We start from the raw sequence: 23,567 nt of genomic DNA, 5'->3' as shown, positions 1-23,567 counted from the left end.
AAGAAATTGAGAGCGACATGCATGCTGCAGACGGCACGGCGTTGAACTCGGCCATCATTCCCAGCCGATCGTCGGCAACACCGTTCGGCGCGATTGCGGTCAGCACATTCGGCGCTGTGGTGGCGGCGACCATGCCGCTCGCCGTAATCCTGTCCATGCCGGATATCGCTGGTGGCCTTTCCGTGAGTGCCGATGAGGCGAGCTGGATCACGACGCTATACAACGTTGGAACGCTGGCGGGTATTCCGGCGGCTGTCGGAGTTGCGGGAGTCACTGGACGCGGCCGAACGATGTGGATCTTCGGGCTTGGCTTTGCGCTTTCGAGTCTGGCGATCGGATTGGGCCACAGCTTGCCGTGGGTGTTCCTTGCGAGATTTGTGGAAGGATTCTTCGGTGGCGCGCTGCCTCTGCTCATGATGCTCATCGTGCTGACGAGTCTGCCGCCAGGAAGAGGGCAACTCGAAGGCCTCACCTTGTTCGCCGTTGCGACGTCCATCGGGGCAGGTATCGCGGCGTGGGTTGCCGATGCATTGGTCGCTTTCGGCGGCTGGCGTGCACTGTTCACATCGCAGGCTGTTGCGGGCGCGATCTATACGCTGCTTGCGCTCTTCGTACTCCGTTCCGACCGCGGCAATCGTGCTCTGCTGAAAAGTTTCGACTGGCCGAGCTTCTTGTTGCTGTCAATCGGACTTGGTCTCGTTCTTATATTTCTGGCCGAAGGAGAACGGCGTTTCTGGTTCGAGAAATGGTGGATAGCAGCGACCCTGGTGTGCGGGCTGCTGTGTATCGCATTCGCAGTCCAGAGCATGCGCCGCGCAGAGCGACCGCTGCTTGTCCTCTCGATCTTCCGCCGCCCGACGCTTTCCTGGAGTCTGATTCTGCAGCTGGCGTTTCGATTCGGCACGTTGCTCGCGGTGTTCATTGCACCTCAATACCTCGCGCGTATTCAGGGGTTCCGCACCGAGCAGCTCGGGAGTGTCATGCTGGTTATGGCGGCGGCGACACTCCTTACCACGCCCATGGCGTACTGGCTGGCGGCGAGGTCGGACCCACGGATCGCACTATCCGTCGGGTTGGCGGCGATGGCGCTCGCGGCCGCAATGTGTGTGCAGATCACATCCGAGTGGGCGAGCCATGAGTTCATCGTGCCGCTGCTGCTCGCTGGAGTTGGTCAGGCGCTGTTCGCGGTCGCAACGATGCGCTACGCCGTCTTCGGCGCAAATTTTCAAGATGGCCCATCGCACGGCATCGCATTCAATATTGCGCGAACGTTCGGACTCGTCGGCGGCCTCGCGCTGGTCACTCACGCGGTGGTTGAACGCGAGAAGTTTCATTCGGCGATGCTGGCGGAATCGATCACAGCTTTCGCTCCTGCCACTGCCGAAAGGCTCGCGGCGATGACACGCGCTCTCGACCCATGGTTGTCGGATACCTCCGGAACGCAGCGAGGAGCGTTCGCTGCGCTCGCACAGGGAACGGCCAGGCAGGCGTTTACGCTTGCGTATCAGGATGCCTTCTTCGTCACGGCCATCGTACTCACAGTCGCGGCCATCTTTGTCTGGGTGCTGCCTGCACTACCGCGCGCGAGTACGCTGCTCCTGCTGCCTCCACCAGGGTCCAGTCAATGAACGCAGAAGCCCGCGGTGCCACTGTACCGGCGACGCCCACTTCTCAACGCGCGGCGGACTCATCGGCGCCATTGCCGACCATCAAGCGATTGATGATGGCGGGCTTCGTGGTGACAGGCGCCGGTTTGCTGATCTATGGCGGCTACGCTGTCTGGCATGGTGTGACACCGTTTGAGAAGACCGACAACGCCTATATCAAGGGCGACCTCACGTTCGTGTCGACGAAAGTGCCTGGGTTCATCAGTGAGGTACTGACGGAGAATCATCAGCGCGTCGCACCGGAACAGGTGATCGCGCGCATTGATCCACGGGACTTCGAAGCAGCCGAGCGCGATGCGCGGGCAAGCGTCGCACGCGAACGCGCTGCACTGATCCAGATCGATGCGCAGGAGCGACTCCAGCGCTCTCAGATTCGAATCGCCGATGCAGCGGTCGAGAATGCAAAGGCGCAACTGCAGCGTGCAGATGCGGAGTTGAAACGGGCGACCGCTCTGGTGAAGGAGCACGCCGTCAGCCAGTCCGTCTACGACACCAGGGTAGCCGAAGGTGTTCGAACACGCGCCGCGCTTGATCAGGCGACCGCGCAGGCGCAGTTCGCGCGACGCCAGCTCGATGTGCTCGCCGCGCAAAGGCAGTCCGTGTCGGCCGCGCTCCTCGGAGCGGAGGCTAAGCTTCTACGGGCCCAAAACGATCTCGAAGCGACCACGATCCGTGCGCCACGCGAAGGACTGATCGCGGGCCGCAACGTTCGCGTCGGTGAATACGTCACGGCCAGCACGCGCCTGATGGCGGTGGCGCCGACCAGAGATCTCTGGGTGGAGGCGAATCTGCGTGAGACGCAGCTTGCGCGCGTACGCCCTGGCGATCGGGTACGCGTCGATGTCGATGCTGTTCGGGACCACACCTATTGCGGCATCGTCGAGAGTGTCTCGGGTGCGAGCGGATCGGAGTTCGCATTGCTGCCACCGGACAACGCCACTGGCAACTTCACCAAGATCGTTCGGCGCTTCACAATTCGAATACTCTTGGATCCGGCACAGGCGGGGCTCGAACGGCTCGCCGGCGGAATGTCCGTGCAGCCCATGATCGCGATCGGTTCGCACGAGGACGGACGTGCTCATCGCGGCGCGTTGGGATGGCTGTCCGGTCCGTTCGGTTGCGAGCAACCGACGCGTGCGCGATGAAGCGGCAGGCATTTCGTGAGGCCGACCTGGCCGGAGGCATTCTGTTACTTAACTTTCAGCACAAGACTATGCATCCCGCCCGCAACGTAACCATTGCTCTCTCGCTGTTTGTTTCAGCTGTCATTGCGCAGTTCGCTCATACGGCCGAGACGAAGCCGACGTACGTTTCGCCCGGAGCGCCTCCGGTCGAGTGCGTCGCGCGCGTCAACTACGATCTCTTCATGGACCTGCCGGGCTATTTTGTTCAGGACCCGGCTGGCAAAGTGTGCGTGCCGTTCACGTACCGCGCTCGCTTCGCGCCACCCGACTACAGGGGTGTTGACTACTTCGCCGCCGAGTTCACCGACGCGAAGATCAAAGCGAAGTACAGAGCCTGCAAGAAGGACCGCGCATGCATTGAGAAGCTCGCCAGCATTCCGCCGCTGAACAAGGTACCCGGCGAGTTCCGTGCGACGGGAGCGGTAGATCCTGCCGGCAAGATCGATCCGCACGGTGTGGTCGATCTGAAGCACATCCGGCGTCCGAGATACTTTGGGACAGCGAAGTATCGTGAGCCGATCGCTGAAACCGAAGCGCGAACCTGGACAATCGAATTCCGGGTACCGCGTGAAGCGTATGAACGCCTGCACATGAAGCGAACCGATCCGGTCGCACTGCGTGGCTGGTATCTCGAAGGAATGGGTGTACCAGACGAGAAGGGTGGAAGGATGCGGGCGCTCGCGGTGCTCATGGGCGGCCGCAGTGTCGAAACGACGGCGATTCAGGCAGCAAACGCGCGACCCTACGATTACGACCCAGCGAAGGCTGCGTACGTTGCGCGCACCTTTCCAGATGCCGCGACCGAGCAGTTCGGCGCACGAGGTTGGCGCAATCACATCTACGAACTGAACCGCGCCGGCTTCGACGTTCTCACATTCGACAAGCGCGGCCACGGTATCTCCGGCGGCTACAACGCCGTGAACACGCTCGAGCAGGGGCGCGACATGTGGCGCGCTCTCGATGCGCTGGAGTCGGGAGAGGGACTGCGAGCGTTGTCGCCGTCAGGACATGTGTTGGAAGGAGCGGCTCTGCGAGGACGATTGCTTGCCGGAATGAAAGCGAAGCAGATCCCCGTCATCTTCGGCGGATCTTCGCAGGGCTCCATCACGACCGCCTGGGCAATGCATCAGAACTTTGCAGAGGACTGCAGCTACGACCTACCGAAAGTGCACTGCTTACCGCCGCATCGCTACAACGTCAAAGCCGCACTGCTCCTGGCAACTGTCGGTGGCGGCGTCGGCGCCCGGCCAGCGCCGGTCGATATCGATGCCGGTGTGCTCGACGAAGCGCGCGCACGGATCGAGAAGAAGGTCGTGATGCTGCCCTCCTCGGAACCGATGGCGCATATCGATGAATGGCCGGCGGTCTTCTTTGCCCGGGGGCTGTGGGACTTCGCCGAATCGCTGGAGGCGACGTTCGATTCCTATCGGCGTGCGAAAGGATTGAAAGAGATCGTCGTCGTCCGCGGGCCGCATGCTGAGGTCGATTCTGGCGTGGAGAACAGCGAGTACGTCACGGCACGCATGGTCTCGTTCTCGACCGCGGCGGTACTGGGTAAGCGAGAAGTGGCGGGGGCGGCGAGTGTGGAAGATCTGAAGGATCTCGTGAGGTCGAGTCCGGCGCAATGGGAGCCGTCGAGTCGGCCGGATGAGTAGGGGACGAGATCGCCGGACGTTCGCGAGCTGCCGATTGCGCGCTTATCTTGGACGCCCGGAATCGGGTCCAAAGCAGGCGGCAGCCTGGTGTGCCGTTGCAACGCTGCCTTGGACGGTTTCCCGTGGCACCTGGGCGGAACTGATCGAACCTTCAATACCCGTTCTCGAATCGACGTGACACTGGACAGATTCGATAACCCGAGGCGTAGGGCACGTTACTCTCAACTTCATGCTCAACCGCGTCGAACAGCCCGGCCATTCCAAACGAGACGTCCTTGATCACGCCATTCACGAAGAATGCCGGTGTCGCCCGAACGCCGCTGCGCTTGCCGCTGTCGATATGCTCACGGACGCGCTGCAGGTACACGGCATCGTCCATCTCGGCAACGAATCGCGCCATGTCGAGCCCAAGGTCTCGCGCATAGCCATGCAGGCGTTTCGTTTCGAGATGGCGCTGGTTGGCAAACAGGAGATCGTGCATCTGCCAGAATCTTCCTTGTGCTGCTGCGGCCTCGGCGGCTTGCGCGGACATTAATGCATGTGGGTGCGAAGACTCCAAAGGATAATGGCGAAACACGAGACGCACCTGCTCGGGAAAACGCGCCAGCATGATCTTCAGTGCGCCGCTGGCTTGTTTGCAGCCGGGACATTCGAAGTCGCCGTACTCGAGCAGCGTGATCGGGGCGTGTATGGGGCCTCGAATGTGATCAGTTGCATCGACAATGTCGACCAAATCCGTTCGTCTGTGGATGCTCATGGACTGTTCTCTCGTCAGTCGTTGCCGCGTGGACTGTTATCGGATGTGAGAACACTACAGTCACTCTGCGATCGCTCACCTGGACCAGTCGCTCGTGAGTTGTAGATGTCGTGCGCCGCAAATCGCACGCATCTGGCTTGCAGAATAGAACTGCGGCGAACCGGAATAGTCGAGCACAGTTCAGCCAAGAACCTCCGCATCTGCTGTCGTACCGTGAACCACGAGCAATCACTTCGAGGTTCACATGTCCACTTCATTCGACGTCGCGGCCATCATCGGTAGCCTGCGCCGCGGGTCATATACCCGCCGCCTCGTCCATGCGTTGGAGCCACTTGCGCCGCCTTCGATGCGCATCGGCATCGTGGAGATCGGCGGACTGCAGATTTACAACGAAGATCTCGATCGTATGCCGCCTATGGAATGGACGGCATTTCGAGAACGCATCGAGCGAGCCGATGCCGTGCTATTCGCCACGCCCGAATACAACCGATCGGTGCCCGGCGTGCTGAAGAATGCGATCGATGTCGGCTCTCGGCCGTACGGGCAGAGCGTTTGGGCAGGAAAGCCCGCGGCTGTGATCAGCGTGTCACAGGGTACTGTTGGAGGCTTCGGGGCCAACCATCACCTGCGTCAGTCCCTCGTGTTTCTCGACATGCCGACGCTGCGGCAGCCGGAGGCGTACATCGGCGGCGTCGCGACGCTGGTCGACGACACGGGTCACATTGCCGACGAAACCAGACGCAGATTCCTCTCGGATTTTCTGACCGCGTTCGAATCGATGATCCGCGCACGTTGAGGGTGTGTCCGGTCTCAGGCCGCCGTGGCAGTAGCGCGCTGCCTCGGTGCCCACGCACGTTCACGCCAGCGCTTGATCGGCATGTCAACGAATTTCAGACAAAGCACTGCCATTGCGAATGAGAACATGACGGTTGCGCTCAGCGAGATCCACCAAGGTTGGTGATGGACGTCTTTGAGCAGGAAGACGACAGGCCAGTGCCACAGGTAGATGCCATAGGACAACCGGCCGATGTAGACCAACGGCGGTGAAGCGAGAAGGAGGCTGCCTGTTCCATGGTCGGCTGCATACCGCACGATGACGAACGCTGAGAGCTCCGCCAATGTGACGATGAGTGTTACACCCTCTGCGGCGAGCCGCGCTGGCACGGAAGGCATGAACGGCGCGGCAACGACGATGATGAGCGCGCCGCACGCAACGATGACCGCATGCCTCGACATCTTGAGCGGCAGCAAAGCAGCAATGGCTCCGATCAGAATGCCGCTCATGCGTGTGTCGAAAGAGAAATAGCCTTGCTGCCATCCCCACGTCACCGTCACGTAATAGCGCCACGCAGTTACGGCAATGAATGCCGCAAAGAGCCACACAATCGGACGCCGCGTTCGTAATAGGAAGGGCAGCACGAGCGGCCATAGCAAGTAGAATTTTTCTTCGATTCCCAGCGACCACGTGTGCCCGATCGTCAGCGGCAGATTCCAAAAGGCAAGCGCGTAGTCCATCAGATAGAAACCGGTGAGGCCGGCAATCAACCACTTGTTGTCGGTCGGCCACAGCGCAGGCGCAAGCAGGACGTAGGCTGCGATGAGAAGCAGTAGCGTCGGGTAAAGTCTCAGCGCACGTCGAGCATAGAACTGCCCGATCGCGATGCCCCCGCTATGGTGTTCAGCCGCAAGGAGCGAAGTGATGAGATAGCCGGAAAGGACGAAGAACACATCCAGCCCGATGAAGCCGCCGCCACCCCACGGAACGTCACAGTGGAAAAGAATGACTGCGAGGATCGACAGAGCGCGAATACCATCGAGCGCCGGGTTGTAGCGCATCATTCGCGTCTCACACGACAATGAGCCGGAAATGCAGCAGCCTGGCAGTCTCTCATGTCGCGGCGCTGGGAATCGTACGCGCATCACTTGGCGTTGCGACACTAAGGTCGATGGCGCGCTCTTCGGAGGTGATCCTGCGATCAAGTTCTGCGAGAAGCCGCTCGGCCGCTTTGAGATCCCGAGTATCGAAGCCTTCGGTGAACTGAGCGTATAGATTCGCAAGCACTTCTCGAGCCTCGGCGTCGCGCCCCTGTCGTGCGCGAAGCTGCGCCAAAGTTGTCGTCGTGCGTAGCTCCCATCCCTTCGCACATTGACGCCGCGCGAGCGCGAGCGAATGGAGCAGACAACGCTCGGCGTCGCCTTCGTCCGACTGTGGCATCGACAGAAGAATGTTCGCCCTGACTCGCAGCAGCTCCGGTGCTTCCCAAGTCTCCGCGTTGCCCGGCGGATGAGCGAGCGTGTCGGTGATTACAGCCAGTGCTTCTTCGAGGTGTCCCGCCGCGGCCAGGCCTTCTGCGAGAGCACATGCGGTAACGGTCAGCATGAGGTTCTTCTGGTTCTTCGTCTTCATGTCGTTCAAGGCTGTGCGCAGCAGTTCGATACCTTTCGCGAGGTCGCCCCGGCGGAGCAGAACTTCGCCTTTCAAGGCGAGTGCCTCCGTGTGAAACCATACGAGGCGGCCTTGCCAATGCGGCTGCGCCATCACCTTCTCGATCACGTCCCATGCGGTGTTCAAATCGCCGCGCCACAGGAAGACGTGACAAACGATGAGCAATGTGTAGCTACGGTTGACCAGCGCGGTTTCTGCAGACTCCGCCAGTGCCTGCCTCGCGGTCTGCAACGCCCGGTCTGGGTAGCCACACAACCATTGAACGCGAGCGCGCCCGGTCAGCCCTCGCGAACGGTAGTAGATCCCGAGTTGCCGGGCACTGGCGGTGTAATGGTCGCCGCCATGCGTGAAGCCTCGCTCGAAGAGCTGCAACGCGGCCGCCTGATTGCCGAGGCAATATTGCGATGAGCCCTGCAGCCAGTCCGAAATGGCCCATAAGATCACGTCGTCGGTCGTTCTCGCGACAGCACCGATCTCTTCGCTGATGGCGAGCGATGCGTGAAAGTCTGTGACGCGGTGCGAAAGGAAGTGCAGGGAGGCGAGCAGCCGCAAGTGAATCGTTGTTTCCGACAGTTGGTGAGCGATCTCGATACCTCGGAGGATCGCAGGCCGAACATCGGCTGCGCCGGTGTACATCGATGAGATCGCGAGCGCTTCCCGCAATACAAGCTCACGCCGACCGCCGCATGTCGAATCTGGAAGGCGAGCCAACGCAGCCTTGCTCCAGGTGAGGCATTCGGTCCAGAGCGAGAAGTGCAGCAGCGTAGCAACGGCGGCGGCGGCCAGCTCGACGCCGAGTTCGGTCTTGGCAGGCGACGTTCCGCTGCGATTGTCAAAGCACCATTCGAGCGCCGCGCGCAGGTTGCCCAACTGCTCGTGATGTGAACGGGCTGCTTCGGCCGCCTTGCTCAGCCATCCAGCGAAGTAGCGTGCGTGTCGCTCAGCGGTCGATTCCGTTTCGCCGGCTTCTTCCAACTGCTCGAGTGCGTAAATGCGCGTCGTCTCGAGCAGCCTATAACTCGTCCCGCCTTCCAACGTCTCGTACGTCGATACGAGCGACTTCGCGATCAGCGAGTCGACTGCGCTCGCGAGCCCGGCTTCGTCCCATTCGTCAGCAGATGAACCTGCAGATGCAACCGCGTGCGCCGCTTCAAGTTTGAACGGGCCGACGAAGATCCCGAATCTCCGCAGCGCTCGTTGCTCCGATTCCGGCAGCAGCTCGTAGCTCCAGTCGAGAAGTGCATGAAGCGTTTTGTGCCTTGGCAACGCCGTACGACGTCCTTGCCAGTGCAGTCCGAGGCGCTTGTCCAAGAGATCCGCCGTTCCTTGCAGGCCGTAGATGCCTACCCGGCCCGCAACGAACTCGATCGCGAGCGCGACCCCATCGAGCCGGCGGCAGAGTCCTGCCACGATCGGCGCATTTGCGTCAGTCAGTTCGAAGCGATTGTCGCCGGCGACTGCGCGCTCGACGAACAGCTTGATCGCTGGAAACGTGAGCGCCGCTTGCGCATCCACCGGAGCATCGTCCGGTGGGTTCGCGAGCGGGCGCAGCCAATGTGCGTGTTCACCCTCGACGCGAAGCGCTTCACGACTGGTCGCGAGAATGTGGACCTTGGGTGCCTGGCTGAAGATCAACTCGGCAAGTGATGCGGCCGCATCGATGACGTGCTCGCAATTGTCGAGGACCAACAGCAGACGTTCGGACTGCAACGACGACATCAGCGTCGCAAGCGTGTCGGGGCTTTGATTGGTGAGACCAAGCGTCGATGCAACGGTTGTGGCGAGCAGCCCTGGATCCGTGATGGCGCCGATATCGACGAAGCACACGTTGCCGGAGAACTCATCGAGCATCGCGTGCGCGACGCATACGGCCACCGTCGTCTTGCCCACGCCGCCAGGACCGACGATCGTCACGAACCGATCGGTCCACAGGTCGGCAACGATTGTGCGAACCACATCTTCGCGACCGACCATGCGTGTAAGCACGGGCGGCAATCCTCGCAGCTGCGCCGTGGTGGATGCGGCGGAGGGCAGGGCCGGCGTAGTTCTTGTCGCCGTCTTCGTGAGAGTGACCGGCGCCACGAAGCAGTAGCCCTGGCCAACGACGTTCTCGATGTAACGAGTCTCGTCGGTTCCGTCGCCGAGCGCCTTACGCAATGCGGTCATATGGACGCGCAGATTTCCTGGGGTCACCACGAGTCCACGCCAGACACGCGTGATCAGGTCACGATGACTCACGATCTCGCCGGCGTGTTCGACCAGCACGATCAGGATATCCAGCGCGCGATCTCCCAACGCGAGCGGCACACCGTCGCGTTCGAGCTGGCGAGTCGCCGGTGAGAGGCGAAACGGTCCGAAGGATGCGATACCGTCGTCTGGGCCGGTCATGGCAGCGAAATCCGTAGGGGAGTCTGGAACCTCGGACGAACTCCGACACCCCGAGTCGGAGTAGACGCTAAGCATACCGCGATCCACGGCAAACATAACCCCGTTCGTCTGTGCAGCCCAGCGCAGAAGGACCGCACCAAAGTCGGTCGCTCATGTCCGCGCCGGAAATGAGCTCCGGGCAAGGATTTGCTCGCGGTACTTAACCCGCCTGCCACCGGGCCGACCCACCTGGGTCCGCGCAAGGGGGCGGGCGCAATCTGCCGGCCCTGTCTTCTGCGGTGTCGCTATGCGCGCACGCCATCGATATCGACGACCGCATCGACGAACGCCTGTGGAGCCTCTTGCGGGAGGTTGTGTCCGACACCTCCCTTGATCAGCCGATGCTCGTACCATCCGGTGAACTTCTTTGCGTAGGACCCGCTGTCCGGATGCGGAGCTCCGTTGGCGTCGCCTTCGAGCGTCATGGTCGGAGCGGAGATGAGGGGACTTGCAGCAAGGCGTTCTTCGAGCACGTCGTACTTCGCCTCACCTGGGGCGATTCCGATTCTCCATCGGTAGTTGTGGATCACGACGTCGACGTGATCCGGGTTATCCAGGGCCGTCGCGGAGCGATCGAACGTTGCAGCGTCGAAATTCCAGGCAGGCGAGCCGAGCTGCCAGATCAGCCTCGCGAAATCGCGTCGATTGGCGGCGTAACCGGCGCGCCCGCGCTCCGTTGCGAAATAGAACTGATACCACCAGCCAAGTTCCGCCTTTGGCGGCAAAGGCGCTCTGTTGGCTTCGCGGCTGCCGATCAGGTAGCCGCTGACTGACACCATGGCACGGCAACGCTCGGGCCAGAGTGCGGCGACGACGTTGGCTGCGCGCGCGCCCCAATCAAAGCCGGCGAGCAGCGCCTTCTCCAGTCGCAACGAATCCATCAATGCGACGACATCCACCGCGAGCGCGGCCTGCTGTGCATTGCGCATGGCACTGCCGGACAAAAAGCGTGTCGTCCCGAATCCGCGCAAGTAGGGAACGATGACGCGAAATCCCTTGCTGGCGAGTGCTGGGACTATCTCGGCATAGCTGTGGATGTCGTACGGCCAACCGTGCAGCAGGATCACTGGGCGTCCATCGCTCGGCCCGGCATCGACGTAGCCGATGCTCAGACCACCCGCATCGATCTGTCGCAGCGGACCGAAGGACGGCATCGCAGGTCCGGCTGGTGTCACTGCACGTGCCTCACTTCCGAACGTCACAGCGCTCGTCGGCAACAGGGCTAAACCCGCAGAGGCAATTCGCACGAAGCGTCGGCGATGGAAGTTGACCGGGTCGCTCGCGTCTGCTGAGGTCATCGCAGTCCGCCGGCCGCAAGCTCGATCATCTTCGCGACCTGCTCGGGATTCGAAACCATGACGACGTGCGATGCGCCGCGGATCACCTCCGTCTTCCTGGCCTTGGCTCGCTCGGCCATGAACGCCAGAGCTTGCGGCGGAATGTTCTTGTCCTGATCGCCATAGATGAACCATGACGGAACGGATTTCCAGGTTGGCGCACTCGCAGCTTCATTGAGAGCCGCTTCCGTGATGGGGCGCTGACCTGCAGCCATGCCAGCCGCTTCGCCTATAGATACGTCTGCAGCAAACTGATCGTGGAATCGTGACTGCTGGATGTACAGATCCTTCCCGCCGCCCGATAACGACACAGGTGCTGCGAGCGCAGCGCCGAGTGTGCTTCCCGGAAACTTCGCCGAAAGGCCGGCCGCGGTTTCTCCAGCCTCGGGGGCGAACGCGGCGACGTACACGAGCGCAGTCACCTTATCGGTCGCGATCTGCGATGAGCTGATGACAGAGCCGCCGTAAGAGTGGCCGACGAGGACGACGGGAGTGTCCAGTCCTTTGACGACGTCTGACACGTACCGCGCATCGCTGGCGACACCGCGCAAAGGATTCGCGACCGCGACGACGGGAAAGTCATTCTTCTCCAGTATCTCGATCACGCCATTCCAGCTCGATGCATCGGCGAAGGCACCGTGCACCAGAACGATGGTGGGCTTCGTCGGTTCTGCCGTGGCACCTGTTGCTGCGAGCAACCCGAGCAGAGTGGCGGCAAATGGACTCTTCATGCGATGTCTCCTCGTGATCAGACTGCCTGGATGCGCAGTGTCCGGGTTCGGGAGACCGGAAACTTGAAGAGGAGCAGCAAGGGTTGAACGGGAGTGTGTTGGTGTCGTAGTTATGATCAGCGCCGTGATCTGGAAGGCCGCGGAGTCGCGCGACGAGTGGCTACGGGGCGACGAGCCAGCCAATCGGAGACATCTGTGTAGAAGCTGGCTGGCGCTTTTGCTTCGACACGACTCGTGATACTTGCCAGAGTGTGGGTCGCAAACACAGTGCGCATCCGGGCCTCGGCTTCCAGCATGACTGCGTGAATCGAACACACGCCTCGTGAAGCCCATCGCGGAGCCGACGAGCCAAAGAGTGCACAGCCCAGGCGAACTTCCTTGCAGTCGAACAGCGGCTTCTTGCCGTCGATCGCGACGATGACGTCCAGGACGCTGATCTTCTCGGGCGTGCGCGCCAGTGCGAAGCCGCCGCCGGCGCCCTCTGTGCCCGCGACGATGCCTGCCCGGTGCAATTTGGTGAAGATCTTCGCCAGGTATTCAGTGGATACACCCTGCAGAGCGGCAAGGTCACGCGTGCTCACGCTGCCGGGACGATTCCTCGTGTCCACCAGATACAGCAGGCAATGCAGCGCATATTCCACGGCGTTGCTGATGTAAGACATTCCTAGGCGCTCCGCCATGCTGTCTCGGCCCGTGCACAGGCACTACTCGAAGACGCAGAACGATCCGCCAACTTCCGATCCATCTGTGTCACCGGAGATTTCCCCGTCGATTCCAATTCCTGCAGCAGCCGCCGGGTATTCACCAGGTCCGGAGTGTCGAAACCTTCCGTGAACTGCCCGTAGATGGTCGAGAGCAGGTCGCGGGCTTCGGTGTCACGCTGCTGCGCCGAGTAGAGCTGCGAGAGCGTTGTTGCCGTGCGTAGTTCCCAACCCCTGGCGCCCTGGCGCCGCGCCAGTGCGAGCGAGTGCAGAAGGGATTGCTCGGCCTCCTGCAGTTTCTCCATAGACAGAAGAACACGGCCTCGGACGCGCAACAGTTCAGGCGCCATCCACGATGCTTCGCCGCTGGGCGAATGCGCAACGGCGTCATCGATGATCTCGAGTGACTCGCCGAGTTGACCGATTCCGGCCAGCGCTTCGGCCAGCCAGCATGCGGTCACGGTCAGCATGAGATGCTTCTGGCTGGCAGCATGCATGTCCGCGAGCGCACGTCGTAGAAGCGTAATTCCCTCGTCGAGGTGGCCGCGACGTACGAGCAGCTCGCCCTTCAGCGCAAGCGCCTCGACGTGGAACCAAATCAGGCGGCCGTCCCAATGAGGTTGCATCATGACCTTCTCGATCATTTCCTGTGCAGCGTCGAGTTCACCGCACCAGAGGAACACGTAGCAGTTGTAGATTAGCGAGTAGCTGACATTGACAGGGGAATCGGTTGCCGCCGCCTCATCAATGGCTTGTCGGGCCGGTCGCAGAGCGCGATCGGGATAGCCGCAGAGCCACAGGACCCGCGCCAGGCCATAGAGCGCCCGCGTGCGGAAATACATTCCGGCGAGTTGTTGGCGGTTGCCGGCTTCCAGTGGCAGCGCGAATCCCTCTTCGAAGTGCTGCTTTGCCTCGACTGGATTGCCGAGAACGAAGTGCGACGAGCCCAGCATCCAATCGGCGATCGCCCGGAGTGAAATATCATTGGACTCTTTCGCGACGGCATCCATCTCCTCGGCGACGATGAGACCTGCTTTGAAGTCAGTCATGCGAAGCAGATAGACATGCAGCGCGGCGAGCAGTCGGAAGCGAATCTGCGCCTCGCCGAGATCTCGCGCGATCTGCAGGCCGCGATCGATGGCAGTACGTGCATCGGCGGCCGCAGTCATCAACAAGGACATCGAGCGCGCTTCCTGCAACACCAGCTCGAACGTGCCGCCCTTCATGGCATCTGGCAGGAGCGACAGCGCCGACTCGCTCCATCTGCGGCACTCGCTCCACAACGAGAGATTCAAGAGGAGCGGTGCGATGGCTGCGGCGAGGGCGATCCCGAGGTCAGGGTGGCGCTGCGCGGAGAAGCACCACTCGAGCGCCGCGCGTAGATTGCCCAAGTGATCATGCCGCAAAGGCGGCTGGGTCGGGCTATCCGATTCCGCAAGTAGTACGTTCAAAAAATACCGCGCATGCCGCTCGGCGGCCGCATCTGCATCCCCACTCCTTGCCAGTTTTTCAGCTGCGTACAGCCGCGTGGTTTCCAGGAGTCGGTAGCACGTTGAACCTTCAGGCGTCGTCACGGATGACACGAGTGACTTCGCAATCAGTTGATCGATCACGTGCGCGACTTCCCCGGGATGCATTCCGGTATCTGAGGCGACTGCCTGAGCTGCGTCCACGTCGAACCTACCCACGAACATCGACAGTCGGCGTAACGCCTGCTGTTCCGGTGACGAGAGCAAGCCAAAACTCCAATCGATCAGACTCTGCAGCGTCTGATGCCTGGGCAGGGACGTACGGCGCCCTTGCCATTGCAAACCGAGCTGTTTCTTCAGAAGGTCAGCTGTTCCCGTCAGTCCGTAGGTGCCGACGCGCCCCGCGACGATCTCGATTGCCAACGCGATGCCATCGACATGGCCACAGATTTCTGAAACGACTGATACGTTTTCGTCGGTGAGCTCGAAGTGAGAATCGCTTGCCAGAGCTCGATCGACGAAAAGTTTGACCGCCGGAAAGGACAGCGCCTCCGTGGCGCTCAGGCGGTCATTGGGCGCGGGAAACGCCAGAGGGTGGAGCCAGTGCGCATGCTCACCTTCCACTCGCAACGCTTCACGGCTGGTAGCGAGGATGTGCGCATCGGTCGCACCGTTGAACATCGCCTCTGCTAACGACGCGGCCGCATCGATCACATGCTCGCAATTGTCCAGGACGATCAGTACGCGCTTTGTCTGCAGAAAGCTCATCAGGGCGGGCAGCGGGTCGGCCGATTGAACTGATACGCCGAGCGTGGAGGCGACAGTCGCGGTGATCAGCGCCGGGTCAGTGAGTGCGCCGAGGTCGACAAAAAACGCTGCATCGTCGAACTCGTCCAGCATTGCGTGTGCGACGGACACGGCCACCGTGGTCTTTCCCATCCCGCCTGGCCCGACGATGGTGACGAAGCGATCCGTACGCAGGTCGGCTGCAATGGCGCGAACGGTTTCGTCGCGACCGATCATTCGACGCAATGCAAGTGGCAGCGCGTGTGCGTAGGCAGGCTTAGTGCCGCAGGGCACTGAATCCTGAGGCCTGGTGTACGTCACCGGCGCCACGAAGCAATACCCCTGGCCAGTGACGTTCCGGATGTAGCGGGCTTGCCCGTCATCGAGCGCCTTGCGCAGCGCGGTCATATGAACACGCAGATTGCCGGGAGTGACGATGAGATCGCGCCAAACGCGCGCCATCAACTCCTTCTGGCTGACGATCTGGCCCGCGTTCTCAACCAGGACCGCGAGGATATCGAATGCACGATCGCCCAAGATGAGAGGAGCGCCATCGCGCAAAAGCTGGCGAGTGCTGGCAGACAGCCGGAAGGGACCGAACGATGCGAACTGGAAATCCGGACTGGTCATGACCAGTAGCCTCAGGGGAACGTCGGTAGCTCAGTCGGAGTCCTCTGACTCCGACATCGGAGGTCGGAGTCAAGAATACGCAGAACGCCGGCGAAAACAACCGTTGGAGTGGCACGGAGTCGATCTGGCGACCGCTTAACGCGGCTTAACACCGCTGAACTTGGGGCCGCTGCCCGGCGGTGGGAGAGTCTGTCGCACGCAGAGCGATCGATCTCAACCCACCACGGAGACAGCTTGATGAACACACCGTCCTCGGAAGTCACGACCACCCGTCGCGACATCCTCACCGCAGCCATCGTCGCCGCAGGTGCTGTCGCACCCGTTGCCGCTCTGGCAGAACCCTCGCGGAAAAACTCCGCGTCTACTTCCCAATCCAGAGGAAACCATCCCGTGAACATGATTACCGCCAAAGACGGCACCCAGATCTACTACAAGGACTGGGGCCGAGGTCCCGTTGTCACCTTCTCGCACGGCTGGCCGCTCAACGCCGACGCGTGGGACGGACAAATGCAGTTCCTTGCGCAGCAAGGCTTCCGCGTGATCGCGCATGACCGTCGCGGTCACGGTCGCTCGGAGCAAGCGTCCTCCAGCAACGACATGAACGGCTACGCCGACGATCTCGCGGCCGTCATCGAAACGCTCGATCTCAAGAACGTCACCATGGTCGGACATTCAACCGGTGGGGGCGAGGTTGTGCGCTACATCGCGCGTCACGGATCGAAGCGCGTGGCGAAAGCCGTACTGATCGGCGCGGTGCCGCCGATCATGCTGAAGACCGCGGCGAATCCAGAAGGGATTGCTCTCGAGGTCTTCGATGGGTTGCGTACCTCCCTCGCGAAGGATCGTTCGCAGTTCTACAAGGAATTCGCCATCCCGTTCTTCGGCGCGAACCGTGAAGGCGCGAAAGTCTCTCAGGGCACACTCGATCAGTTCTGGCTGTGGAGCATGCAGGTCGGCCTCAAGAATGCTTATGAATGTATCAAGGCGTTTTCCGAAACCGATTTCACGGAGGATCTCAAGAAGATCGACGTCCCCACCCTGCTCATGCACGGTGAAGACGATCAGATCGTTCCCGTCCATGACTCTGCAAGGAAGGCAGAGCGAATCCTCAAGAACGTCAAAGCCATCTACTACCCCGGTGCGCCGCACGGTCTGACGGTGACGCATCAGGATCAAATCAACGCGGATTTGTTGGCGTTCCTTCGCAGCTGATTGGTAGCGATACGGCCTCTCCAGAGTTGGAGAGGCCGCGCTCATCGCCAAGAGAATGCCTCGACGACATCGACTTTCTGGAGTGACTCATGGACAACCTATCCCTTCCGGTCGCGCTGTCAGGACTGGTTCCACCAGTCTGCGATGCCGAAGCCGGTCACGAACGACAACACAGCAGATCGCGGACTTCCGACACTGATCCATCGTCGGGTGATGAATCGTGGAGCGCCATCCAGCGAGTGGAGGACATTGTTGAGCAGGCGGATCCGCTGGCGAAGCACGGGTTTTCGCTGCGAGCGGTCAGAACGGCAATGTCCGAGCTGTGCAGTGCCGTCAGGAGTGCACTGGACAACGAGCGCAGTACTGCTGAGGACAGCCTCCGACGGGCTGCAGAGATGCTGCGAGGAATGGGTGAAACAACGGCGCCCGACAAAGACCAGGCGCGCGGCGGCCTGGCACCATGGCAGATCCGCAAGGTTGCCAACTACGTCGATGCGCATCTCGATCGGACGATCAGGAACGAGGACCTCGCCGCAGTCGCGCGATTGAACGCGTCGCACTTCGGCCGCGCCTTTCGCAACAGTTTCGGCGAACCGCCGCACGAGTACGTGATTCGTCGGCGGATCGAGCGAGCACAAGGTCTCATGTTGTCGACGGATGCCCCCTTGAGTGCGATCGCACTCGATTGCGGGCTTGCGGACCAGGCACACCTGAGCAGGTTATTCCGCAGGGTTGTTGGCGAGAGTCCGAGAGCCTGGCGGCGCGCTCGCATCGGCGAGCCGATCGAAAGCGTCTGAGGTTGCCAGAAGCGCATTGAATGCGGAGAACGGCAGTGAGCGGTAGAGAAGGACGAGGAGCAGTTCGCGCCTACCACGTGGGTAGGGCCGAATCGATGTTGCAGCTCGGCGCGCATGTGGTGACGCCTCGCGCCTTCTACATTCATCACGGCATCTACCTGGGTAATGGTCTCGTGGCGCACTACCGTGGTTTCGAGCACGGTCTGCGCATCGGGCCCATCGAAACTGTCTCGATAGAGCAGTTCACGCGTGGGCATCCGCTTCGGGTTCTGCTTGAGGCAACGTCCCGTTTCAGCGGCGCCGAGATTGCTCAGCGCGCCCTGTCTCGGATCGGCGAAAACCGCTATCGCGTGCTCAGCAACAACTGCGAGCACTTCTGCGAATGGTGCGTGCACGCTGAGCAGCGGAGTTATCAAGTGGATCGCCTGCTGCGTTGGATTTTCTGGCCACTGCGGCTCACCCGCAACGTAATTGCTCGCGCGACACGCGCGCTCGGCGTGCCCACGACTGCCGTGTCATGTCATTCATCAGATCGAGGATGCAATCAATGAGCGTCAAAGACATGGTCGTGATCATCACCGGCGGCGGAGCCGGAATCGGATTGGCAGCAGCCCGAGCGTTCGCCGTGGACGGGGCCCACGTCCTTATCACCGGGCGTCGCGCCACGAGACTCGAAGAGATTGCACGTGTGGAGGCACGCATCGAGTGGTTGGCCGCAGACGTCAGCAAGCCCGGGGACGCCCAACGCACCGTCGCCAAAGCGATCGAGTTGTGGGGAAGGTTGGACGTCTTGGTCAACAACGCGGGCGCAGGCGTGCCGATGCCATTGGCGGAGACCACGGCAGAGCACGTCAACGCAGTCTATGCCGTCAACACGATGGGGCCAACGCTGCTTGCGGCTGCCGCCGTGCCGCATCTGATCAAGTCACGCGGATCGATCGTCAACATCTCGAGCAGCCTCGCAACGAAGGCGGTCGCGGGGCTTGCCGACTACTGTGCGAGCAAAGCCGCGCTCGAACATCTGACGCGCTGCTGGGCTCTGGAGCTCGCGCCACAGAGCGTCAGGGTCAACGCTGTCGCTTCCGGTCCGGTGGAAAGTGACTTTCTCAAAGAACGCATGGGCCTTTCGCACGAGCAAGCCGAAGCAGTGAAAGCGCAGGAGCGGGACACAATCCCGCTGGGTCGCAGAGGCGTACCGGAGGATGTGGCGCGCTGGATCGTGGCGCTCGCCAGCCGGGACGCCGACTGGGTCACCGGGCAGGTATTCAACATCGATGGCGGTTTCACGCTGGTCTGACTGCGCTCGTCGAATATCGCTGAGCACGGCGCAGTCCCGCTTTCCTGACTTTCATGACTGTCGAGGAGAAACTTATGAGCGAAGACATTTCCAATGAGAGGGCAGAGGAGATCGTTCAACCGTTTGGTCACCTGCTTTCCATTGCCATTGGCTTGAGTGCCGAGGTCCGGCATAAAAGTGTAGCGGCGCTAAACCGCTTGCTTGCACATACGCTGGCACTACGCGACTTGTACAAGAAGGCGCATTGGCAGACGCATGGTGTCACTTTCTATCAACTGCATCTTCTCTACGACAAGCACGCCGAAGAGCAGGCGGCGATCGCCGATGAGCTTGCCGAACGCATCCAGATGCTCGGGGGCGTCTGCCTGGCCCTCGCCGCCGACGTTGTGCAGGAGTCGCGGATTGCACGTGCGCCACGCGGACGGGAGTCGGTAACGCGCCAACTGGAACGACTCGTCGAGGGGCACCGCATGATTCTTGGTGAAGGGCGTGAGCTCGCGCGGGCTGCAGCGGACATTCAGGACGACGGTACCAATGACCTGATCGTTGGCAGGGTAGTGCGCGGCAATGAACAGCAAAGCTGGTTCGTCGCTGAGCACCTGGAGCATCAACGCACGAATCGCTGATCCGCAGACTGAACGCGAAGTCTGACCTGCGCCTCACACTGCTCGGGGCGCGGTGGCGTACCATTGCATCAGTCGTCGGCGGATCCCGTCCCTATGCGCTTCGGCGGGTTTTCGCCGCTGCGCTTACCTGGTTGCGGCTCTCGGTGTACAGAGGGGATGGGATCACTGGCTGGAAAGGTCTCACGAAGCGCCTCATCCAACCATTCATCATCCCTTTCCAGTTGCAGATCGTGTTCTTTCTGACGTTCGGTGTGCACGGCGTTCTCCCATACCCCCATTCAACTGTTGTGACCCGTACGGAGTGCAGCGATCGAAGCTATTCGACCGTGAACACGGGTGCACCGGTGTTCTTCACAAGCACGACGAGGAACTTCGCCGGAACTGTCTTGCTCGCGTTCCTGCCGATGATGTGCAGGTCGTGAGGTCCCTCATAGAAGGTGTCTCCCGGGGATAGAGTGACTTCCTTGCCACCCTTGACCTGCATGACGATCGAACCCTGCAGAACGTAGATGAAGCCGTGGGCATCGTGACGATGCACTGGATCGGCAGCACCCGGGGCGTACGTCACCGTGATCATCAGGACTTCCTTTCCTGGAAACTCCTGAAGCGGCTTCGTCACGAGCTCGTTGACAGCAACGTCCTCGGAAGCGTGTCCCGAAACAGGGATCACGGCACTCAACGCGACGGTGACGGCGGCAGCAATGCGCTTACGAATCGACATGGGTAGTCCTCGGTAGAAGATAGGTCAGGAGTAGATCCACGATTCACGCCAATCGATTTCTGCAACGATCACTGCATCGCCGGTGACGTAAGAGGATGGCAGAACGTCCGATGTAACGAACCGCAATTGAATTTCGCGCGGAATGATCGATTGCAGATCGCTGTTCCACTCGTGATTCATCGCGAGCCATATCGGTAAGGAGTCATCGCCATCGGACGTGGGCTCGAGAGAGACACACACGGTAAGACTGCGGCCATCCTCGATGGCCCACAGACGGCGTACTGATGAATGCGCGTCGTACCATGCGGCGAGCCTTGTTGAGATCGACTCGACTTCGTCGGCTTCGTTGACGAATTGATGGGCAGCGAGACTCATACGACGTTCCTGATTGGGCGTTTAGCCGCATTGTTCGATGAAATGACGCACAGGGATTGCTGAATTCGCTCGCGACTTGAACGCACCCGTTCTCTTCTCTCCGTGTCGATTCCGTTACGGTGATGCGCGGGTTGTTCAAACATCTGACGCTGGCGTCGATGAGAATTGTCGTCAGTCATCGAACGAGGGCATTGAAATGAGTTCGGTCGAGCAGGTCCTGTACCTGAACGCCGCGGCGCGGGTGATTGCTGGGATCGTCGTACCCTACACACCGCTGATCGCACACGCTGTGACGCATGCGCACGAGCAGTGCGAGCCGTACCTGTTCAACCACGCCATGCGATCGTGGCTGTTTGCTACCGTCATCGCTCGAGCCAGAAACGCGACTCATGATGCGGAGGTTCTGGCGATCGCCAGTGTGTTACACGACGTAGGATTGTCCGCGACATCCGCTGACGGGCTGCGCTTCGAAGTGAAGGGAGCCAACACTGCACGCGACTTGGCATCTGCGGCGGGGATGAGCAGGCGCCGCGCACAACTGGTCTGGGACAGCGTCGCGCTCAGCTCGACGCCTTCCATTGGTTTGTACAAGGAACCCGAAGTAGCACTGTGCGCTGCCGGGGTTTGGCTGGATTGGAGCGGACGGGGCTATGCCGGGATTCCGCCATCCCAGATCGCCGCGATCGTCGATGCCTATCCGAGATTGAGCATGAAGGAGCGGTTCATAGATGCTGTCTGTGACATCGTCGAATCGCACCCGGCATCGACGTACGACAATTTCGCGCGAGACTTCGGCGAGCGCTTCGTGCCTGGCTATGAGGCGCCGTCAACGGTCGACAGGTTGCTCGACTCTCCCCTTCGGGAGTGAGCTGTGGGTTACGTGATGACTGGAAGGACGTTTTGTGTGTTCGCAGGTTCGAACGTCGGCTTCGACGAGGAATTTGCGCAGGCCGCGCGCACTCTCGGCGCTACGCTGGCCGTTCAAGGTTACAGGCTGGTTTACGGAGGAGCGAGCGTGGGGCTCATGGGCGCTGTGGCGGACGCAGCCTTGCAGTGCGGAGGGACCGTTGTCGGCGTCATGCCTCAGTTTCTGATCGCAAAGGAAGTCGCGCACAGGGGATTGTCAGAACTGAAGGTCACGACGTCGATGCACGAACGCAAGCGCGTGATGGCAGACATGTCCGATGGCTTCATTGCGTTACCCGGAGGGCTGGGTACGCTCGAGGAGTTCTTTGAAGTCCTTACCTGGGCGCAGCTCGCGCTGCACCCGAAGCCTTGCGGTCTCTTAAACGTCAATCGGTACTATGACGCGCTGCTCGAATTCCTGAATAGCGCTGTGGAGCGTGGTCTACTGAGCACCAACAATCGATCGCTGCTCCTGACGGACTCGGATGCGGCGACGTTGCTTCAGCGCATGGCGACTCACCGTCCTTCCGTCGAGCCCAAGTGGCTATGAGGAGACTCATCTACCTCAGAGCCTACCGGCGAGCCACAACGCGGCATTGCGCACGTAGCAATGAACGGAAGCCATCGCATCAGGTGTGGTGGCAAGGTTACCGCCCGGTGTCTCAGTGACGAAATCGGGGCTGCCGCGGCGCGGGTCCCAGTTGTAGTCAGCGAAGTGGTGAAACGTCGACTGCGTGACTGCAGGACCGTGATCGTTCGATCGTTCGAAAGCCACGGCGATGTTGAATCGCTGCCCACTTGCGAGGCTGCTTCCAGTGGCAATTGCGCGCGCGCCCGATCTTGATGGCGGAGTCACTACCGCGCCTTCGTGCGGATGCGCGGGCAGGTACATCACCGCTCCATTCTGGGAGTTGGAATCGCGCATGATGGGATGCACCGGGAGTTCGGCCAGGACGCGCTGGTAATCTCCGTTCGCACCGGAGTGGAAGTTCGGCCAAAGAATGTACGGCGTGCCGCGGTCATCGGGAGGAGGCACGGGGCTCGCTGCATTATGGGTGTGAAAGACATTCGCGGCGCCTACCGAACCCAGTGAACAGATGGAACAGCCAAGATCCATATGATCACGGGCAATCATGAGTCCGCCACCGCGCTCCCAAAATCGCAGTATTCCTGCGAGGTCCTCTGTGTGGAGGCCATTGCCCGTGTCAACGGCAAACAGCCAGAGTTCGTCGAAGTCCGCTTGTTCGAGCGTGGACAGTACGGAATCCGCGGCTTCGATCGGATCGCGATCCCTTGTCGTTACATGGAACTGAGGACTGCCATCAGTGTTCTCCAACGACCTGAGATAGTCCCGAAGCATCGAAAAGCGTCCGATGTGCCAATCGTTCGCGGTGTACTCGATGGTCGTTTGTAGCAGGACGCGGATCGGTCTGCTCATGGTGTTGTCCCGCTCGGCTCTTTCCACGCAGCGCAATAGTCGTAGCACGCATGCAATTCTTTGATGACGGTCAGAATCTGTTCTGCGGAGAACAACACGACGGATCCATGGGGTTGCTCGATGACTACACGGCCATCAATGGTCGTGTAGACCTTCGTAGACATCGAATGTTCGGTCTGGTCGCCCATATTGCCTCCGTGAACGCACAGGAATGTTCTCGATCGTTATAGAGAACGACTCCCTGGTTCTTGACGTTTTGAGGCGACAGTTGGATCGGGATGTCCTCGGCGCAAGAACCACCGTTCACTTCAACCGGCCGCTCACGTTCGACGGCCATGTGGCGCGTGTTCAAAAGCAGCGAGACAAGGCCAAGACGCTGGGATTGTGTCGCATCAGGATGCATCG

Annotated in this window: 23 protein-coding genes; 11 read left to right on the top strand and 12 right to left on the bottom strand. The window is 60.9% G+C overall.

Annotated features, from left to right (window positions below; translation table 11 throughout):
• The first annotated feature begins 17 nt into the window (after window positions 1–17).
• From VIZ63_RS20395 to VIZ63_RS20385, 3 genes are all read left to right on the top strand, one after another.
• Window positions 18–1,628: an MFS transporter gene (locus VIZ63_RS20395; protein ID WP_331611615.1), complete on the top strand. Its 1,611-nt coding sequence runs from the start codon at window positions 18–20 to the stop codon at window positions 1,626–1,628.
• A complete protein-coding gene (locus tag VIZ63_RS20390; protein ID WP_331611614.1) occupies window positions 1,625–2,812 on the top strand; it encodes an HlyD family secretion protein in 1,188 nt (395 codons plus the stop codon). Before VIZ63_RS20395 ends, VIZ63_RS20390 begins: the two co-directional genes overlap by 4 nt.
• 68 nt (window positions 2,813–2,880) lie before the next feature.
• Window positions 2,881–4,506 carry a hypothetical protein gene (locus VIZ63_RS20385; RefSeq protein ID WP_331611613.1) on the top strand — a complete coding sequence of 542 codons (1,626 nt, stop codon included), beginning with the start codon at window positions 2,881–2,883 and terminating at the stop codon, window positions 4,504–4,506.
• Between the two features lie 151 nt (window positions 4,507–4,657).
• Here the strand turns inward: VIZ63_RS20385 and VIZ63_RS20380 are convergent, their stop codons facing one another.
• Window positions 4,658–5,263, bottom strand: coding sequence for a DsbA family protein (locus VIZ63_RS20380; protein WP_331611612.1), 606 nt, complete (start codon window positions 5,261–5,263; stop codon window positions 4,658–4,660).
• Between the two features lie 244 nt (window positions 5,264–5,507).
• Here VIZ63_RS20380 and VIZ63_RS20375 point away from each other — a divergent pair, with 244 nt between their 5' ends.
• Window positions 5,508–6,059, top strand: a complete 552-nt coding sequence (locus VIZ63_RS20375) for an NAD(P)H-dependent oxidoreductase (RefSeq protein ID WP_331611611.1) — start codon at window positions 5,508–5,510, stop codon at window positions 6,057–6,059.
• Window positions 6,060–6,073: 14 nt separating this feature from the next.
• Here VIZ63_RS20375 and VIZ63_RS20370 read toward each other — a convergent pair whose 3' ends face one another.
• From VIZ63_RS20370 to VIZ63_RS20345, 6 genes are all read right to left on the bottom strand, one after another.
• Entirely contained in the window at window positions 6,074–7,102 is a 1,029-nt protein-coding gene (locus VIZ63_RS20370) for an acyltransferase (RefSeq protein ID WP_331611609.1), read from the bottom strand.
• Between the two features lie 49 nt (window positions 7,103–7,151).
• Window positions 7,152–10,097 carry an ATP-binding protein gene (locus tag VIZ63_RS20365; RefSeq protein WP_331611608.1) on the bottom strand — a complete coding sequence of 982 codons (2,946 nt, stop codon included), beginning with the start codon at window positions 10,095–10,097 and terminating at the stop codon, window positions 7,152–7,154.
• Between the two features lie 284 nt (window positions 10,098–10,381).
• The gene (locus tag VIZ63_RS20360) at window positions 10,382–11,434 is read right to left on the bottom strand and encodes an alpha/beta hydrolase (RefSeq protein WP_331611607.1); all 1,053 of its coding nucleotides are present in this window, start codon (window positions 11,432–11,434) and stop codon (window positions 10,382–10,384) included.
• Entirely contained in the window at window positions 11,431–12,204 is a 774-nt protein-coding gene (locus VIZ63_RS20355) for an alpha/beta hydrolase (RefSeq protein ID WP_331611606.1), read from the bottom strand. Before VIZ63_RS20355 ends, VIZ63_RS20360 begins: the two co-directional genes overlap by 4 nt.
• 116 nt (window positions 12,205–12,320) lie before the next feature.
• Entirely contained in the window at window positions 12,321–12,866 is a 546-nt protein-coding gene (locus tag VIZ63_RS20350) for an Rrf2 family transcriptional regulator (protein WP_331611605.1), read from the bottom strand.
• Between the two features lie 2 nt (window positions 12,867–12,868).
• The gene (locus VIZ63_RS20345) at window positions 12,869–15,790 is read right to left on the bottom strand and encodes an ATP-binding protein (protein WP_331611604.1); all 2,922 of its coding nucleotides are present in this window, start codon (window positions 15,788–15,790) and stop codon (window positions 12,869–12,871) included.
• A 396-nt stretch (window positions 15,791–16,186) separates the two neighbouring features.
• Here VIZ63_RS20345 and VIZ63_RS20340 point away from each other — a divergent pair, with 396 nt between their 5' ends.
• From VIZ63_RS20340 to VIZ63_RS20320, 5 genes are all read left to right on the top strand, one after another.
• Entirely contained in the window at window positions 16,187–17,002 is an 816-nt protein-coding gene (locus VIZ63_RS20340; protein WP_414703822.1) for an alpha/beta fold hydrolase, read from the top strand.
• Window positions 17,003–17,409: 407 nt separating this feature from the next.
• Entirely contained in the window at window positions 17,410–17,799 is a 390-nt protein-coding gene (locus VIZ63_RS20335; protein WP_331611602.1) for an AraC family transcriptional regulator, read from the top strand.
• Window positions 17,800–17,897: 98 nt separating this feature from the next.
• Window positions 17,898–18,350, top strand: a complete 453-nt coding sequence (locus VIZ63_RS20330) for a lecithin retinol acyltransferase family protein (protein WP_331611601.1) — start codon at window positions 17,898–17,900, stop codon at window positions 18,348–18,350.
• Window positions 18,347–19,096: an SDR family NAD(P)-dependent oxidoreductase gene (locus tag VIZ63_RS20325; protein ID WP_331611600.1), complete on the top strand. Its 750-nt coding sequence runs from the start codon at window positions 18,347–18,349 to the stop codon at window positions 19,094–19,096. Before VIZ63_RS20330 ends, VIZ63_RS20325 begins: the two co-directional genes overlap by 4 nt.
• A gap of 74 nt (window positions 19,097–19,170) precedes the next feature.
• A complete protein-coding gene (locus VIZ63_RS20320) occupies window positions 19,171–19,722 on the top strand; it encodes a DNA starvation/stationary phase protection protein (protein ID WP_331611599.1) in 552 nt (183 codons plus the stop codon).
• A 68-nt stretch (window positions 19,723–19,790) separates the two neighbouring features.
• Here VIZ63_RS20320 and VIZ63_RS20315 read toward each other — a convergent pair whose 3' ends face one another.
• From VIZ63_RS20315 to VIZ63_RS20305, 3 genes are read right to left on the bottom strand one after another with little or no spacing between them, the layout of a single operon-like run.
• Window positions 19,791–19,979 (bottom strand): hypothetical protein, encoded by a 189-nt coding sequence (locus tag VIZ63_RS20315; RefSeq protein WP_331611598.1) that lies wholly within the window; start codon window positions 19,977–19,979, stop codon window positions 19,791–19,793.
• A 59-nt stretch (window positions 19,980–20,038) separates the two neighbouring features.
• Window positions 20,039–20,443, bottom strand: coding sequence for a cupin domain-containing protein (locus tag VIZ63_RS20310; protein WP_331611597.1), 405 nt, complete (start codon window positions 20,441–20,443; stop codon window positions 20,039–20,041).
• 24 nt (window positions 20,444–20,467) lie between these two features.
• A complete protein-coding gene (locus VIZ63_RS20305) occupies window positions 20,468–20,818 on the bottom strand; it encodes a hypothetical protein (RefSeq protein WP_331611596.1) in 351 nt (116 codons plus the stop codon).
• Window positions 20,819–21,014: 196 nt separating this feature from the next.
• Here VIZ63_RS20305 and VIZ63_RS20300 point away from each other — a divergent pair, with 196 nt between their 5' ends.
• Both VIZ63_RS20300 and VIZ63_RS20295 read left to right on the top strand, forming a co-directional pair.
• Complete coding sequence (locus tag VIZ63_RS20300) at window positions 21,015–21,686, top strand: hypothetical protein (RefSeq protein WP_331611594.1); 672 nt, start codon at window positions 21,015–21,017, stop codon at window positions 21,684–21,686.
• 15 nt (window positions 21,687–21,701) lie between these two features.
• Window positions 21,702–22,274, top strand: coding sequence for a TIGR00730 family Rossman fold protein (locus VIZ63_RS20295; protein WP_349261235.1), 573 nt, complete (start codon window positions 21,702–21,704; stop codon window positions 22,272–22,274).
• Window positions 22,275–22,289: 15 nt separating this feature from the next.
• Here the strand turns inward: VIZ63_RS20295 and VIZ63_RS20290 are convergent, their stop codons facing one another.
• Together VIZ63_RS20290 and VIZ63_RS20285 are read right to left on the bottom strand one after the other, a co-directional pair.
• On the bottom strand, window positions 22,290–23,162 hold the full coding sequence (locus VIZ63_RS20290; RefSeq protein ID WP_331611591.1) for a hypothetical protein: 873 nt from the start codon (window positions 23,160–23,162) through the stop codon (window positions 22,290–22,292).
• Window positions 23,159–23,326 (bottom strand): hypothetical protein, encoded by a 168-nt coding sequence (locus VIZ63_RS20285; RefSeq protein WP_331611590.1) that lies wholly within the window; start codon window positions 23,324–23,326, stop codon window positions 23,159–23,161. Before VIZ63_RS20285 ends, VIZ63_RS20290 begins: the two co-directional genes overlap by 4 nt.
• Window positions 23,327–23,567: the final 241 nt, after the last annotated feature.

The sequence above is a fragment of the Povalibacter sp. genome (assembly GCF_036520495.1).
Classification (GTDB): Bacteria; Pseudomonadota; Gammaproteobacteria; order Steroidobacterales; family Steroidobacteraceae; genus Steroidobacter.
The sequence above is the reverse complement of the archived record's forward strand: the minus strand, read 5'-3'. Positions and strand labels throughout refer to the sequence as shown.